Source organism: Streptomyces diastaticus subsp. diastaticus (assembly GCF_011170125.1).
In the GTDB taxonomy this organism is placed as follows: Bacteria; Actinomycetota; Actinomycetes; order Streptomycetales; family Streptomycetaceae; genus Streptomyces; species Streptomyces diastaticus.
Genome location: NZ_BLLN01000003.1, coordinates 1,193,266 through 1,208,288, shown reverse-complemented (window position 1 = coordinate 1,208,288; position 15,023 = coordinate 1,193,266). Strand labels below are relative to the sequence as shown.

Annotated in this window: 13 protein-coding genes; 2 read left to right on the top strand and 11 right to left on the bottom strand. The window is 72.3% G+C overall.

Annotated elements, in window-relative coordinates; translation table 11 throughout:
- Nucleotides 1-35 precede the first annotated feature (35 nt).
- From Sdia_RS13870 to Sdia_RS13820, 11 genes are all read right to left on the bottom strand, one after another.
- A complete protein-coding gene (locus Sdia_RS13870) occupies nt 36-941 on the bottom strand; it encodes a shikimate dehydrogenase (RefSeq protein WP_100455890.1) in 906 nt (301 codons plus the stop codon).
- The gene (gene mltG, locus Sdia_RS13865) at nt 919-2,790 is read right to left on the bottom strand and encodes an endolytic transglycosylase MltG (protein WP_189500381.1); all 1,872 of its coding nucleotides are present in this window, start codon (nt 2,788-2,790) and stop codon (nt 919-921) included. The genes Sdia_RS13870 and mltG overlap by 23 nt, the downstream gene beginning before the upstream one ends.
- 126 nt (nt 2,791-2,916) lie before the next feature.
- Nucleotides 2,917-3,393, bottom strand: coding sequence for a Holliday junction resolvase RuvX (ruvX, locus tag Sdia_RS13860; protein ID WP_100455892.1), 477 nt, complete (start codon nt 3,391-3,393; stop codon nt 2,917-2,919).
- Nucleotides 3,390-6,062, bottom strand: coding sequence for an alanine--tRNA ligase (alaS, locus tag Sdia_RS13855; RefSeq protein WP_189500382.1), 2,673 nt, complete (start codon nt 6,060-6,062; stop codon nt 3,390-3,392). The genes ruvX and alaS overlap by 4 nt, the downstream gene beginning before the upstream one ends.
- A complete protein-coding gene (locus Sdia_RS13850) occupies nt 6,062-6,427 on the bottom strand; it encodes a hypothetical protein (RefSeq protein WP_115068440.1) in 366 nt (121 codons plus the stop codon). The genes alaS and Sdia_RS13850 overlap by 1 nt, the downstream gene beginning before the upstream one ends.
- A gap of 6 nt (nt 6,428-6,433) precedes the next feature.
- Nucleotides 6,434-6,886, bottom strand: a complete 453-nt coding sequence (locus tag Sdia_RS13845; RefSeq protein ID WP_100455895.1) for a DUF948 domain-containing protein — start codon at nt 6,884-6,886, stop codon at nt 6,434-6,436.
- Nucleotides 6,887-7,177: 291 nt separating this feature from the next.
- Entirely contained in the window at nt 7,178-7,792 is a 615-nt protein-coding gene (rpsD, locus tag Sdia_RS13840; RefSeq protein ID WP_003947046.1) for a 30S ribosomal protein S4, read from the bottom strand.
- Nucleotides 7,793-8,160: 368 nt separating this feature from the next.
- Entirely contained in the window at nt 8,161-9,522 is a 1,362-nt protein-coding gene (locus Sdia_RS13835; protein WP_100455896.1) for a replication-associated recombination protein A, read from the bottom strand.
- Nucleotides 9,523-9,588: 66 nt separating this feature from the next.
- Nucleotides 9,589-10,233, bottom strand: coding sequence for a vitamin K epoxide reductase family protein (locus Sdia_RS13830; RefSeq protein ID WP_100455897.1), 645 nt, complete (start codon nt 10,231-10,233; stop codon nt 9,589-9,591).
- A 279-nt stretch (nt 10,234-10,512) separates the two neighbouring features.
- Nucleotides 10,513-11,775 carry a histidine--tRNA ligase gene (gene hisS / locus Sdia_RS13825; RefSeq protein ID WP_100455898.1) on the bottom strand — a complete coding sequence of 421 codons (1,263 nt, stop codon included), beginning with the start codon at nt 11,773-11,775 and terminating at the stop codon, nt 10,513-10,515.
- Nucleotides 11,776-11,790: 15 nt separating this feature from the next.
- Nucleotides 11,791-12,510, bottom strand: a complete 720-nt coding sequence (locus Sdia_RS13820; protein WP_100455899.1) for an MBL fold metallo-hydrolase — start codon at nt 12,508-12,510, stop codon at nt 11,791-11,793.
- A gap of 163 nt (nt 12,511-12,673) precedes the next feature.
- On the opposite strand from Sdia_RS13820, the gene Sdia_RS13815 reads away from it, so the two are divergent.
- Together Sdia_RS13815 and Sdia_RS13810 are read left to right on the top strand one after the other, a co-directional pair.
- Entirely contained in the window at nt 12,674-13,504 is an 831-nt protein-coding gene (locus tag Sdia_RS13815) for a peptidylprolyl isomerase (protein ID WP_100455900.1), read from the top strand.
- A 145-nt stretch (nt 13,505-13,649) separates the two neighbouring features.
- On the top strand, nt 13,650-14,879 hold the full coding sequence (locus tag Sdia_RS13810; protein ID WP_100455901.1) for a DUF349 domain-containing protein: 1,230 nt from the start codon (nt 13,650-13,652) through the stop codon (nt 14,877-14,879).
- Nucleotides 14,880-15,023 lie beyond the last annotated feature (144 nt).

The window sequence follows — 15,023 nt, the reverse complement described above, 5'->3', positions numbered from 1 at the left end:
TCCCGGTGTACCGGACGCGAGTCCTCGTGGCGGAGCTACGCGGGCCGTCGGCCGACGCGGGGAGCGTGCGTGCCGGGCGCCGCACGGGACGTGCGGGCCTCCCCCAGGGCGGCGGTGCCCGCCGCACGCATGGCCGAGAGCGGCGCGGGCGCCAGGCCGGTCATCTGCTCGACCTGGAGGACGGCCTGGTGGACCAGGAGGTCGAGGCCGCCGAGGAGGGCGCCGCCACGCTCGGCCCAGCGGGCCGCGAGCGGCGTGGGCCACGGCTCGTAGAGCACGTCGAAGAGGGTGCCGGGCAGGTCGGGGACGTCCGCTGCGAGCGCGTCGGCGGCCCCGGCCGGTGTGGTGGCGATCACCAGCGGCCGGCGAAGCGCCTCGGCGGCCCGCTCCCAGGGCCGGGCGAGGACCTCGACGCCGAGGCGCCGACCCCATTCGCGCATCTCCTCGGCGCGCGCCTCACTGCGGACGTACACCTCGGTCCGGTCGGCGCCGATCGAGGCGAGGGCGGCCAGCGCGGAGGAGGCGGTGGCACCGGCGCCGAGGACGGCGGCCTCGGGCGCCTTCTCGACGCCTCGCTCCCGCAGGGCGGCCACCAGGCCGGGCACGTCGGTGTTGTCGCCGTGCCAGCCGCCGTCGGTGCCGCGGACCAGCGTGTTGACCGCCTCGACGGAGCGCGCCACCGGGGAGACCGTCTCGCACAGGGCGAGCGCGGCCCGCTTCAGCGGCATGGTCAGCGACAGTCCGGCCCACTCGGGGCCGAGCCCGGCGACGAATCCGGGAAGCCGCGCCTCGTCGGTCTCGAACCGGTCGTACGACCACCCGTCGAGGCCCAGTTCCGCGTAGGCGGCGCGGTGCAGGACCGGGGAGAGCGAGTGGTCGACGGGCTTGCCGAGGACGGCGGCCCGGCGGCCCCCGTGCTCACTGGCCCTTGCGGCTTTCATTGAACTCCTTCACCAGGGCCTCGTGGTCGGCCAGGGTCTTGGTGAACTTGGTCGTCTTGCCGTCGATGGAGATGAAGAACATCCAGTCGTCGGTGTCCGGGGCGGTGGCCGCCTTCATGGCGTCCGAGCCCGGGTTCCCGATCGGGCCCGGCGGCAGGAGCTTGTGGTAGTAGGTGTTGTACGGGTCGGGATCGTTACGGATCTTGGCGATCGAGATGTCGATCTCGCTCTCGCCCTTCAGGTAGTTGTACGTGGAGTCGAACTCCAGCTTCTGGTTGGTCACCGTGTTGTCCGGCTGGAGCCGGTTGTAGACGACGGCGGCCATCTTCCGGAAGTCGTCGTGGGTCATGCCCTCGGCCTGGACCAGGCTCGCGACCGTGACCACCTGGAGCGGGTCCTCCAGACCGAGTTTCTCGGCCGAGCCCACCAGGTCGTACCGGGCGTACTCCTGCTTGGCCTGCGCGACCATCTTCTTGAGGACGTCGGCCGGCTCCATCGACTTGCCCAGCGGGTAGCTGGAGGGGAAGAGGAAGCCTTCCAGCGGGTCCTTGATGTCCTTGCGGTTGTTGGCCCACTTGGGCAGGCCCAGGGACTTGGACTCCTTGAGCGCCACGTCCTCGGTGGTGCCGGCCTTGACGCCGAGCCGCTTGTCGATCTGCTCGTAGACCCAGGCGTTGCGGCGGCCCTCGGGGATGATCAGGGTGTTGCGGCTCTTGGGACTGAGCATCAGAGCGACGGCGGCCTTGCCGGACATCTGCTTGCGCAGCGTGTAGAAACCGGGCTGGAGGGACTTGCCCTTGGGGTGGGCGTTCTGCGCGTTGACGAAGGCGGAACCGCTCTTGACGACGTCGTGCTTCTTCAGCAGGTTGGCGATGTCCCATCCGACGGCGCCCTGCGGGACCTCGACGACGACCTGGCCCGAGCCCTCGCCCGCGTAGTCCTCGGCCGGGCCGAAGCGGTCCTGGTAGAACTGGTAGCCGTAGTACGCGACCGCGCTGCCGCCGCCGACCAGCACCAGCGAGACGACGAGGCAGGCGACGCCGTTGCGGCTCTTGCCTTTGGTCCCCCGGCCGCGCTGCCTGCCGCCACCGCGCCCGCCGCGCCGCCCGCCGGGCTCCGGCTCGTCCTCGTGCCCGTCGTCGTACTCGTCGTCCGTGTCCCGGTCGCCCTCGTGGTGACGCTCGTTCCTGCGCCCCCGCCCGCGCCGGGCGCCGCGGCCCTCGTCCACGTCCGGCGTGTCGTCGGCGCCGGTGAAGAAGGGGTGGGTCTCCTCCGCGGGCTCCTCCCACTCGCTGTCGGGCTGCGGGCTCTCGCGGCGGCCCGGTGGGCGGGGCGGCGGGTAGGCGTCCTCGGTGCGGTACGGGTCGTGCTGCCCGTCGGCGTAGCCGTCGTGGCCGGGGTGGCTGGGGACCTGCTGCTGGTAGGGGTCGCCGGCCGCGGGGTCGTACGGGGGGACCTGCCCGGTGTCCCAGCCGCCGGTGTACTGCTGGCCGTAGCCGTCGGAGCCGGCGTACTGGGTCTGCTGGTCCTGCTGGCTGTGCTGCGGATAGTTCTGCTGCTGGTAGCCCTGCTGCTGGTAGCCGTGCTGCTGGTGCGGGTCGTACTGCTGCTGGCCCGGGAGGCCCTGCTGCGGGTACTGCTGCTGCGGGTAGCCCTGCTGAGCCCCGTCCCGCGGGTACTGCTGGTGCGGCTGCCCGTCGTAACCGGGCTGCGGGGGCGGATAGCCACCAGGCTGCTGTCCACTCCATCCGTCGCCGTACCCGCCCTGCGCCGCCTGCCCGTAGGCCGGCGAGGAGAGCGGGTCCTCCTGCCACGGATCGGAGCCTTGGCCCCGGCCATACTCAGTCATCGGTCCCCTAGAGCGCGGGACGGGGGAAACCGCCGCGTGGGGGCGGCCTCCGCGCCGTCTCTTCTACCGTGTGCGTCAGCAGTTCGAACACACCGGCGCATCGCGCGGCACGTTACCGTATCGCGATCAGATGACCACTTCGACGCCCTCACCAGGGGCGTCACCTGACGCCCGTTCGGACTCCAGGGCGCTCTGGAGGATCACCACGGCGGCCGCCTGGTCGATGACGGCGCGCCCCTTCTTGGCGCGGACCCCGGAGGCCCGCATCCCCTGAGCCGCCGTCACCGTGGACATCCGCTCGTCGACCAGACGCACCGGCACGGGCGCGACGGTCCGGGCGAGTTCCTGGGCGAAGGCGCGGACCTTGACCGCCGCCGGGCCCTCGCCGCCCTTGAGGGAGCGCGGGAGCCCGACGACGACCTCGATCGGCTCGTACTCCTCGACAAGGGCGGCGAGCCGCCGGTGGGCGGCCGGGACGTCGCGTCCCGGCACGGTCTCCACCGGCGTGGCGAGGATCCCGTCGGGGTCGCACGAGGCGACCCCGATCCGGGCGTCCCCGACGTCCACGGCCAGGCGGCGGCCCCGGCGCAGCGTTCCGCTCATCGCGCGCTCTCGGCGACCTGGCGTTCGACGGCGCTGACGGCCTCGTCGATGGCCTGCGGGTTCTGCCCGCCGCCCTGGGCGACGTCGGGCTTGCCGCCACCGCCTCCGCCGAGCGTCTTGGCGGCGGTGCGCACCAGGTCACCGGCCTTGAGGCCGCGCTCGCGGGCGGCCTCGTTGGTGGCGACCACGGTCAGCGGCCGGTCACCCGCCACGGTGAACAGGGCGACCACGGCCGGCCGGTCGGAGGGGATACGGCCGCGCACGTCGAGGACGAGCTTGCGCAGGTCGTCGGCGCCCGTGCCGTCGGGCACCCGGCCGGTGACCAGAGCGGTGCCCCGGACGTCCTGGGCGCCCGCGGCGAGCCCGGCGGCGGCCTGGAGGACCTTCTCCGCGCGGAACCGCTCGATCTCCTTCTCGGCCTCCTTGAGCTTGCCGAGCATGGCGGAGACCTTCTCGGGCAGCTCCTCGGGACGGCCCTTGACCAGCTCCTGGAGCTGGGCGACGACCGTGTGCTCCTTGGCCAGGAAGTGGTACGCGTCGACGCCGACCAGGGCCTCGATCCGGCGCACGCCCGAGCCGATCGAGGACTCGCCGAGCAGCTTGACCAGGCCGAGCTGGGCGGTGTTGTGGACGTGGGTGCCGCCGCACAGCTCCTTGGAGAAGTCGCCGATGGTGACGACCCGGACGCGCTCGCCGTACTTCTCGCCGAACTCGGCGATGGCGCCCTGCTTCTTGGCGTCGTCGATGCTCATGACCTCGGCCTGGACGTCCAGGTCGCGGGCGAGCACCTCGTTGATCTTCTGCTCGACGTCGGTGAGGACGGCCCCGGGCACGGCGGCCGGGGAGCCGAAGTCGAAGCGGAAGCGCCCGGGCTGGTTCTCCGAGCCGGCCTGGGCGGCCGTCGGGCCGAGCGCGTCGCGCAGCGCCTGGTGGGTGAGGTGGGTGGCCGAGTGGGCGCGGGCGATGGCCCGGCGGCGGCCGACGTCGATGGCGGCGTAGGCCGGGGAGCCCACGGTCACCTCGCCGACCTGCACGACACCCTTGTGGACGTGGACGCCGGGGACCGGCTTCTGCACGTCGCGGACCTCGACGACGGCGCCGTTGTCGAAGCGGATGCGGCCGGTGTCGGCGATCTGGCCGCCGCCCTCGGCGTAGAACGGGGTGCGGTCCAGGACGATCTCGACCTCGTCGCCCTCGGTGGCGGCGGGCGAGGAGACGCCGTCGACCAGCAGGCCGACCACGGTGGACTCGCCCTCGGTGGCGAGGTAGCCGGTGAAGTCGGTGGCGCCGGCGGCGTCGGCGACCTCGCGGTAGGCGGAGAGGTCGGCGTGGCCGGTCTTCTTGGCGCGGGCGTCGGCCTTGGCGCGCTCCCGCTGCTCCTTCATCAGGCGCCGGAAGCCCGGCTCGTCGACGGTCAGCCCCTGCTCGGCGGCCATCTCCAGGGTCAGGTCGATCGGGAAGCCCCACGTGTCGTGGAGGAGGAACGCCTTGTCCCCGGAGAGCACGGTCGAGCCGGCGGCCTTGGTCTCGGTGACGGCCGTGTCGAGGATGTTGGTGCCGCCCTTGAGGGCTTTCAGGAAGGCGGCCTCCTCGGCGAGGGCGACGGTGAGGATGCGCTTGCGCTCGGTGACCAGTTCCGGGTACTGCTGGCCCATCGAGTCGATGACCGTGTCGACCAGCTCGGAGACGACCGGGCCGGTGGCACCGAGCAGGCGCATGTTGCGGATGGCGCGGCGCATGATGCGGCGCAGCACGTAGCCGCGGCCCTCGTTGCCCGGGGTGACGCCGTCGCCGATGAGCATGACGGAGGTGCGCATGTGGTCGGTGACCACGCGCAGCGACACGTCGGAGGCCTGTTCGGTGCCGTAGCGGACGCCGGTCAGCTCGGTGGCCTTGTCGATGACGACGCGCGAGGTGTCGATCTCGTAGAGGTTGCGCACGTCCTGGAGGATCATGGCGAGCCGTTCGAGGCCGAGGCCGGTGTCGATGTTCTTGCTCGGCAGGTCGCCGAGGATCGGGAAGTCCTCCTTGTCCTCGCCGGCGCCCCGCTCGTACTGCATGAAGACCAGGTTCCAGATCTCCACGTACCGCTCGTCGTTGACGGCCGGGCCGCCCTCGACGCCGAACTCGGGGCCGCGGTCGTAGTTGATCTCGGAGCAGGGGCCGCAGGGGCCGGGGACACCCATGGACCAGAAGTTGTCCTTCTTGCCCAGACGCTGGATGCGCTCGGCGGGGACACCGATCTTCTCCCGCCAGATCGTCTCGGCCTCGTCGTCGTCGAGGTAGACGGTGATCCACAGGCGCTCGGGGTCGAGGCCGTAACCGCCCTGCTCCTGCGGGCTGGTGAGCAGCTCCCAGGCGTAGGTGATGGCCCCTTCCTTGAAGTAGTCCCCGAAGGAGAAGTTGCCGCACATCTGGAAGAACGTGCCGTGCCGGGTGGTCTTGCCGACCTCTTCGATGTCCGGGGTGCGCACGCACTTCTGCACGCTGGTGGCGCGCGGGGCGGGCGGGGCGGCCTCACCGAGGAAGTACGGCTTGAAGGGGACCATGCCCGCGGGGACGAGCAGCAGGGTGGGGTCGTCCGCGATCAGCGACGCCGAAGGGACGACGGTGTGCCCGCGCTCCTCGAAGAAGCGCAGCCAGCGGCGGCGGATCTCAGCCGACTCCATCAGTGGTCCTCATTCCGGTTGTTCGGGTGCTTCGGGTACTTCTCGGGGTACTTCTGCCGGGCGCGGTACGCGACGGGGTACCGCTCGCCCTCCAGCGCCGGGCGGCGCGCGGCGGGCAGCCCGTCGGGCCCCTCAGGAGGCGCGTTCAGGCCCAGTACATCGTCCAGCTCCGCCTCGCGCTGGAGCATTCCCGCGCGGACGTCGAGGGCGAAGTCCTTGATCCGGTGGCCGGCGTCGAGCGCCTTGTCGGCGGCCTGCGCGGCGAGGCTCTCAGGGGTGAGCCGCTGGAGCTTCTGGTTGACCTTGTGGCTGGCCCACACGCCGGCGGCTGCGCCCGCGGTGAACCAGAACGTACGGCGGAACATCGCTGGTCAGTCCTTCCGCCTCCGCCACGCCCCGCGCGCGGGCGGCACGGCGCGCCCCACGATCACGGTGCGGCGGGAGGGCTTGGCGGTCGTGCGCCGGTCGTCCTCGTCCCGGGTCCGGCGGCTGATCGCCTGCCGGACGCCGTAGCCGAAGGCGGCCACCTTCACCAGGGGGCCGCCGAAGGTGGAGGCGACCGTCGTGGAGAGCGCGGAGGCGTTGGAGGTGACCTCCTGGACGTCGGAGGCGATGGCGTCGACTCTGTCGAGCTGGCTCTGGGCCGAGCGGACCGTCGCCGAGGCGTCGGCCAGCAGGGGTACCGCCTGCTCGGTGACGTCCGCCACCAGCTTGGTCGTCGCCTTGAGCGTCTGGGCGAGCCTCACCAGGGCCACGGCGAGGAAGGAGACCAGAATCGCCCAGAAGACGGCCACCAGGATCCCGGCCACCTCTCCACCGGACACTGCGCACCGCTCTCTCTCGGGTCTGATTCGTCAGGTTCGTCGGGTTGTGCACCCACGCGTGGCGCGGGGCCCCGGGGCGCGGACGCCTCCGGGAGGACCGGGCCGGCGTCCCCCGCGAGGGGCCTTCGGCACCGGCCGGCCGCCTGTCGAGCCTATCGCGCGGCCACCGGCCTCCCGAACCGGTTTCCTGGCCCCGCGCGCGGCGCGGGACCGGTTCGACAAGCGACGAACCCGCCCCCTCTCCGGACGGGAGAGGGGGCGGGCTGAGTGCTCTGCCGGATCAGCGGGTGATCAGCGGGCGTAGTACTCGACGACGAGCTGCTCGTCGCAGATGACCGGGATCTCCTTGCGGTTCGGGTCCCGGTCCAGACGGAAGGCCAGGGCCTTCAGGTTGACCTGGAGGTAGCGCGGGGTCTCGCCCTCCGTGTCGTAGCCACCCTCGCGGGCGACCTGGAAGGGGTGCTTCTCGCGGCTGCGCTCGCGGACCATGACGACGTCGTCGGGACGCACGCGGTACGACGGCTTGTCGACCTTGTGGCCGTTGACCTCGATGTGGCCGTGGACGACCATCTGACGGGCCTGGTAGATGGTGCGGGCGATGCCCGAACGCAGCACCAGGGCGTCGAGACGACGCTCCAGCTCGATGACCAGCGCTTCGCCGGTCTTGCCCTCGGCCTTGCGAGCGCGGTCGTAGGCACGGGCCATCTGACGCTCGCTGATGTCGTACTGGGCGCGCAGGCGCTGCTTCTCGAGCAGACGGACCTTGTAGTCCGAGTTCTGCTTGCGGCCGCGGCCGTGCTCACCCGGCGGGTAGGGGCGGGCCTCGAAGTACTTGACGGCCTTCGGGGTCAGCGCGATACCGAGAGCACGCGACTTCTTGACCTTGGGACGGGACTGGTTCGGCATGAACCGGACCTTCTCTCATCTTTCGTGGGTGGCTCACCAGGGTTAGGGGAGGTCGCATCCGCAGCCGGGGAAACCCCGCGGTTCCGTGTGGTGACACGGTTCCACCGGGCAGCCGCTCCCTGGTCTGGGCACTAACGTGCAGCACGCGAGTGGCCCACCGACCGCCGCTGGGGGGTGGTGGGCTGCCCGCGACACCTTCGACGGTGCGCGACGCTCCTGGAAGACCCGCTCACCACCGCGAGGCGGTGGGGGCTTCCGGCTGGATGTCCCACTCTGGTGGTGCCGGACGGAGCCGGACGTGGGACGCAGCACTGCGAGTCGAGTGTACCGGCTCACCGGGAGTGCTCCCGCCCGCGGTCCGGCCGGGCTCAGCCCTCGCGGCCGGGCTCGGCGAGGCGCTCGCGGACCTTCTCGACCACGTCGGCGTAGCGGGCCTCGGCGCCGTACCGGGTGGGCTGGTAGTACCGCTTGCCGGCCAGGGCGTCCGGGGCGTACTGCTGGGCGGCGATGGCACCGGGGACGTCGTGCGGGTAGATGTACCCCTGGGCGTGGCCGAGCTTGGCCGCGCCCTTGTAGTGGCCGTCGCGCAGGTGGGTGGGGACGGGCCCGGCGTGGCCCTTGCGGACGTCCTCCAGGGCGGCGCCGATCGCGGTGGTGGCGGCGTTGGACTTGGGGGCCAGCGCGAGCGCGATGGTGGCGTGGCTCAGGGTCAGCGCCGCCTCCGGGAAGCCGATCATGGCGACGGCCTGGGCGGCGGCGACGGCGGTGGGCAGGGCCGTCGGGTCGGCGAGGCCGATGTCCTCGCTGGCCGAGATCATCAGGCGGCGGGCGATGAAACGGGGGTCCTCCCCGGCGTCGATCATCCGGGCCAGATAGTGCAGGGCGGCGTCCACGTCCGAGCCGCGGATGGACTTGATGAGGGCGCTCGCCACGTCGTAGTGCTGGTCGCCCGCACGGTCGTAGGCCACGGCGGCCCGGTCCACCGACTCTTCCAGGGTGGTGAGGGTGATCTGCGCCTCGCCCTTGTCGAGCGCGGCCCCGGCCCCCGCCTCCAGGGCGGTCAGCGCGCGGCGGGCGTCACCCCCGGCGACCCGCAGCAGGTGGGCCTCGGCGTCCTCGGCGAGGGTGACGGAGCCGGCCAGGCCCCGCTCGTCGGTGAGGGCGCGGCGGACGAGGCCGCGCAGGTCGTCGTCGGTCAGCGGCTCGAGGGTGAGCAGCAGGGAGCGGGAGAGCAGCGGGGAGATCACCGAGAAGTACGGGTTCTCGGTGGTGGCGGCGATCAGGGTGACCCAGCGGTTCTCCACGGCGGGCAGCAGGGAGTCCTGCTGCGCCTTGGAGAAGCGGTGGATCTCGTCGAGGAAGAGGACGGTCTCCTTGCCGAAGCCGCCGGAGGCGCGGCGCGCACCGTCGATGACGGCGCGCACCTCCTTGACCCCGGCGGTGATCGCGGAGAGCTCCACGAACCGCTTGTTGGTGGCCTTGCTGACCACGTACGCCAGCGTCGTCTTGCCGATGCCGGGCGGGCCCCAGAGGAAGACCGAGGAGGGGCCCGCCGGGCCGCCGCCGCCCTCGCCGACGAGGCGGCGCAGCGGCGATCCGGGCTTGAGCAGGTGCTGCTGGCCGACCACCTCGTCCAGGGTGCGCGGGCGCATCCGGACGGCCAGGGGGCTGCTGGACGGGTCCTTCTCCTGGCGGTCTTCGGCTGCTGCGGTGAAGAGGTCGGGTTCCACACGGGAACCCTAATTCACCGCACCGACAGCCGGCCCGGGGCCGCCGGGAGGGGCCCCCGGGGGGGGTCAGCTGGTCCAGAACTCCCACCAGCGGGTGAGGACCAGCATGCCGATGACGCCGACGTGCAGGACGGGCAGCACCCAGGCGAACTCTCCGACGAAGGCGCGCAGGCCGCGAGGCGCGGGCAGGAAGCCCTCACGGACGTTGTGGACCGTGACGTACCAGAACATGACGGTCGTGGCGACCCAGGCGAGGCAGCACCACAGGCAGAGGGAGTTGATGTTGTACAGCGACTGGTACTGGAGCCAGGTGCAGAAGCCGACGCCGAAGAGCGTCCCGGCGTTGAAGGTCAGCCAGTACCAGCGGGGGAAGCGGGCCCCGGAGAGCAGGCTGACGCCGACGGCGATCACCACGGCGTAGGCGGCGAGGCCCAGCATCGGGTTGGGGAAGCCGAAGGCCGACGCCTGCTCGCTCTGCATGATGTTGCCGCAGGCCACGACCGGGTTGAGGCTGCATCCCGGGACGAAGTCCGGGTCCTCGAGCAGCTTGAACTTGTCGATGGTGATGACCCAGGCGGCGAGCAGCCCGGCCGCGCCGGTGATCACCAGCATCCAGGCGAAGGCCCGGCTGGTGCCCGCCCGCGTCCGGGTGGGGTGGCTGTCCTCGCGCCCGGGGGCGGCACCGTCGGTTGCGGCTGTGGAGTGGGTCATCTCGTCGTTCCGCCAGTGTCGTCGTAGGTCTGCCGGTCGTCTTCTCGGCCGCCAGTCTGCCGTCCGCCCTCCGCTCCGCCCAGGGGCCGGTCGGCCCGGCGGGCCGGGCACCGGGGTCCGCGCGGCTGCGGTCATTGTGCCCCAACGGCCCCGCGGAGCGCCGTCGGACGGACATAAGGAAGAACGGGCGAGCGGGCGAGAGGATGCGGTCCGGGCGGAGAACGCCGCCGGGCCCGCGCCCCGGTGGAGGGTGCGCGGGCCCGCCGGGCGGAGCCGTGGTCAGGCCAGACGGGCGGCCACCTCGGCGACGACGGAGTCGAGCGGGACGGCGGTCTGCTCGCCGGTCTCCATCTCCTTGAGCTGCACGACGCCCTCGGCGAGGTCCCGCTCCCCCGCGACCAGGGTGTAGCGGGCGCCCGAGCGGTTGGCGGCCTTCATCGCGGCCTTGAGCCCCTTGCCGCCGTAGGCGAAGTCGGCGGCGACGCCGTCCTGGCGCAGCCGGGCGACGATCCCGAACAGCGCCCGGCGGGCCTCCTCGCCCAGCGGCACGGCGAAGACGCTGGTCGGCGAGGGCAGATCCAGCTCGACGCCCTCGGCGCGCAGCGCCAGCACGGTGCGGTCGACGCCGAGCGCCCAGCCGACCGAGGGCAGGGCGGGGCCGCCGATCATCTCGGAGAGGCCGTCGTACCGGCCGCCGCCGCCGACCGCCGACTGCGAGCCGAGGCCGTCGTGGACGAACTCGAAGGTGGTGCGGGTGTAGTAGTCGAGGCCGCGCACCAGCCGCTCGTCGTCCTCGAAGACCACCCCGGCGGCGGTGAGCAGGGAACGCACCTCCTCGTGGTACGCCTTGCAGGCGTCGCAGAGGTGGTCGCGCAGGACGGGCGCGCCGGTGAGCTGCTTCTGGACGTCGGCCCGCTTGTCGTCGAGGACGCGCAGCGGGTTGATGTCGATCCGGCGGCGGGTCTCCTCGTCGAGGTCGAGGCCGCGCAGGAACTCCTGGAGCGCGGCGCGGTAGACCGGTCGGCACTCCTGGTCGCCGAGCGAGTTGAGCAGGATGCGGAACTCGCGCAGCCCCAGCGAGCGGTACGCCTGGTCGGCCAGGATGATCAGCTCGGCGTCGAGCGCCGGGTCCTCGGCGCCGATCGCCTCGGCGCCGACCTGCGAGAAGTGGCGGTAACGGCCCTTCTGCGGGCGCTCGTAGCGGTAGTAGGAGCCGGAGTACCAGAGCTTCACCGGGAGGCTGCCGGCCTTGTGGAGGTTGGCCTCCAGGGCGGCGCGCAGCACCGAGGCGGTGCCCTCGGGGCGCAGCGCGAGCTGGTCGCCGCCCTTGGTCTCGAAGGCGTACATCTCCTTGGTGACGATGTCGGTGGACTCGCCGACGCCGCGGGCGAAGAGGGCGACGTCCTCGAAGCCGGGGGTCTCGATGTAGCCGTAGCCGGAGTTGCGCAGCGGGGCCGAGATCGCCTCGCGGACCGCGAGGTAGGTCGCGGAGTCCGGGGGCAGCAGGTCGTACGTGCCCTTGGGGGCCTTGAAGGTGCTCACGGTTCTCTCTTTTGTCTACAGACGTCGTCGGTCGCCCGCGGGACCACCGGGTCCCTCGGTGAGGCCCTGGGCGACCTGCCGCAGGAACGGGTTGGCGGCGCGTTCGCGGCCGATGGTGGTGTGCTCGTTGTGGCCGGGCAGCACGACGGTGGAGTCGTCCAGCGGCAGGCACACCCGGGCCAGCGAGGCGTACATGTCGCCGAGGTCGCCGCCGGGGAGGTCGGTCCGGCCGATGGAGCCGGCGAACAGCAGGTCGCCGGAGAGGAGCACCTGCGGCACGTCCCCCGCCTGCGGCAGCCTGAAGGTCACCGACCCCTTGGTATGCCCGGGGGCGTGGTCGACGGTGAACGACAGTCCGGCCAGGTCGACCCGGGCGCCGTCGGTCAGCTCGTGGACGTCGTCGGGCTCGCCGACGGCCAGCTCGCCCATGAGCGGCATACCGATGGAGCGGCCGACGCCCTTCTCCGGATCGCTCATCATGTAGCGGTCCTCGGGGTGGATCCAGGCGGGCACGTCGTGCGCGCCGCAGACCGGGACGACGGAGGCGACGTGGTCGATGTGGCCGTGGGTGAGGAGGACGGCGACCGGCTTGAGCCGGTGCTTGGCCAGCACGTCCTCGACGCCCTGGGCGGCCCGGTGGCCGGGGTCCACGATCACGCACTCCTCGCCGGCGGCGGGCGCGATCACATAACAGTTGGTGCCCCAGGCGCCTGCGGGGAACCCGGCAATCAGCACGTTCGTCCTCACTGTCGTCGCTTCTGTCGTCCCACGGCGCGGACCGCGGAGAATCGCAGCAGGTCCGCAGCCTACCGGCGGTGCCGTTCCCACAGCCAACCCGTATACGGTACGGGGCACACCGAAGCGGTCGGCCCCTACGACGTGACGAGGAGACAACCCGGTGGTCAGCAGCGAGCAGCGGCGGCGTGAGGCCGCCCGCAAGAAGTACCTGCGCCAGCAGGAGCGGCGCGAGGCGGCCCGCCGCCGGGCGAGGACGCGTACGGCGGTCATCGCCTCGGCCCTCGCCGTGGTGCTCGCGGGTGGTGCGGCCGTGTACGCGGTGGGCGGTCTCGGCGGCGACGAGAAGGGGCAGGCCGCGAAGGCCCAGGAGACACCGGAACCGTCCAGGGCGGCCGACCCCTGCGAGAAGCCGGCGCCGGGCGAGGTCGAGGAGATGACCTTCGACAAGGAGCCGAAGCTCACCGTCGACACCGACGCCGACTACACCATGACCCTCGCCACCACCTGCGGGGACATCCCGCTGGAGCTGGACGCGAAGAACGCCCCGCACACGGTCAACTCCTTCGACTTCCTCGCGGGCGCGGGCTACTTCGACCACACCAAGTGCCACCGCCTGACCAGCGCGGGCATCTACGTCCTGCAGTGCGGCGACCCGAAGGGCACCGGCCAGGGCGACCCGGGCTACACCATCCCGGACGAGAACCTGAAGTCGAAGAAGCTCAAGGGCGGCGTCTACCCGGCCGGCACGGTGGCGATGGCCAACCGCTACAACGCCCAGGACGACAGCAACCGCGACTCCGGCGGCAGCCAGTTCTTCCTCGTCTACCAGGACAGCCAGCTACCGCCCGACTACACGCCGTTCGGCACGGTGAGCAAGGAGGGCATGAAGGTCCTCCAGAAGATCGCCGGCGCCGGCGAGCAGACCGGCATGGGTGACGGCGCCCCCAACGCGACCGTCGTGATCGACAAGGCCACGGTGAAGAAGTCCTGACCCATTCCTGACCCGGCGAGGGCCGGAAGTTCGGTCGTGCGGGATGCGGACAGCCGCCCCGCCGGTCGCCTATGTTGACCGTGACGAGATTGTGGACGATGCCGGGGCCCCAGGGCCTGTCCGGGCATCATGTGGAGGAGGCGCTGTGAGCAGCGACCCGTGGGGCCGCGTCGACGAGACGGGGACCGTGTACGTGCGGACGGCGGACGGCGAACGAGTCGTCGGGTCGTGGCAGGCCGGATCGCCCGAGGAGGCCCTGGCCTACTTCGAGCGCAAGTACGAGGGCCTGGTCGTCGAAATCGGCCTTCTCGAGCGCCGGGTGCGCACCACCGACCTGGCCGCCAAGGACGCCGAGGCGGCCATCGCCCATCTGCGCGAGCAGGTGGACCAGGCGCACGCCGTGGGGGACCTGGACGCGCTGTCGAAGCGCCTGGACCGGCTGGTGCGGACCGTCGAGGAGCGCCGCGAGGAGCGCAAGGCGCGCAAGGCGAAGCAGTCCGAGGAGGCGCGGGCCGCCAAGGAGAAGCTGGTCGCCGAGGCCGAGGAGCTGGCCGGGTCCGAGCAGTGGCGGCCCGCCGGTGAGCGGCTGCGCGCGCTGGTGGACACCTGGAAGGGTCTGCCGCGGCTGGACCGGAAGACCGACGACGAGCTGTGGCACCGCTTCTCACACGCCCGCTCGGCGTTCTCCAAGCGCCGCAAGGCCCACTTCGCGCAGCTCGACGCGCAGCGCGAGGAGGCCCGCAAGGTCAAGGAGCGGCTGGCAACCGAGGCGGAGTCGCTGGCGAAGTCGACGGACTGGGGTCCCACGGCGGCCCGCTACCGCGACCTGATGGCGCAGTGGAAGGCGGCCGGCCGCGCGCAGCGCGAGCACGAGGACGCCCTGTGGAGCCGATTCCGCGGTGCGCAGGACGTGTTCTTCGCCGCCCGTGGCGAGGTCTTCGCCGAGCGGGACGCCGAGCAGGCCGAGAACCTCAAGGTCAAGGAGGGGCTCGCGGAGGAGGCCGAGAAGCTGGTGCCGGTGACCGACCTGAAGGCGGCCCGTGCCGCCTTCCGCGCGGTCAACGAGCGCTGGGAGGCGGTCGGTCACGTCCCGCGCGACGCCCGCCCGAAGGTCGAAGGCCGGATGCACGCCGTGGAGCGGGCGATCCAGGAGGCCGAGGAGGCCGAGTGGCGCCGCACCAACCCGGAGGCGCGGGCGCGTGCGGCCGGGCTGACCGGGGTGCTCCAGGACGCGGTCGACAAGCTCCGGGGGCAGATCGAGCGGGCCGAGGCGGCCGGTTCCACGGCCAGGGCCGACAAGCTCCGGCGCGAGCTGGAGGGCCGCCAGGCCCTGCTGGACCAGGCGCGCAAGGGCCTGGAGGAGTTCAGCGGCTGACGCCGCGTCACGACGCGTGTGCGGAGGGGCTCCACCCCTGGCGGTGGGGCCCTTCCGCGCGTCCGCCGGGGAGCGCACGCCCGGCCCGGGCGTGCACCGACGCGCCCGTGGCACCGGGCTGCCCCGGCCGGTGATCATGGGGCA

Bases quoted from the DNA above. Each gene is read 5' to 3' on its own strand.
- Sdia_RS13850 (WP_115068440.1), bottom strand. From the start codon at position 6,427: ATGTTCCGCCGTACGTTCTGGTTCACCGCGGGCGCAGCCGCCGGCGTG.
- Sdia_RS13830 (WP_100455897.1), bottom strand. From the start codon at position 10,233: ATGACCCACTCCACAGCCGCAACCGACGGTGCCGCCCCCGGGCGCGAG.
- rpsD (WP_003947046.1), bottom strand. From the start codon at position 7,792: ATGCCGAACCAGTCCCGTCCCAAGGTCAAGAAGTCGCGTGCTCTCGGT.
- Sdia_RS13870 (WP_100455890.1), bottom strand. From the start codon at position 941: ATGAAAGCCGCAAGGGCCAGTGAGCACGGGGGCCGCCGGGCCGCCGTC.
- ruvX (WP_100455892.1), bottom strand. From the start codon at position 3,393: ATGAGCGGAACGCTGCGCCGGGGCCGCCGCCTGGCCGTGGACGTCGGG.
- alaS (WP_189500382.1), bottom strand. From the start codon at position 6,062: ATGGAGTCGGCTGAGATCCGCCGCCGCTGGCTGCGCTTCTTCGAGGAG.
- mltG (WP_189500381.1), bottom strand. From the start codon at position 2,790: ATGACTGAGTATGGCCGGGGCCAAGGCTCCGATCCGTGGCAGGAGGAC.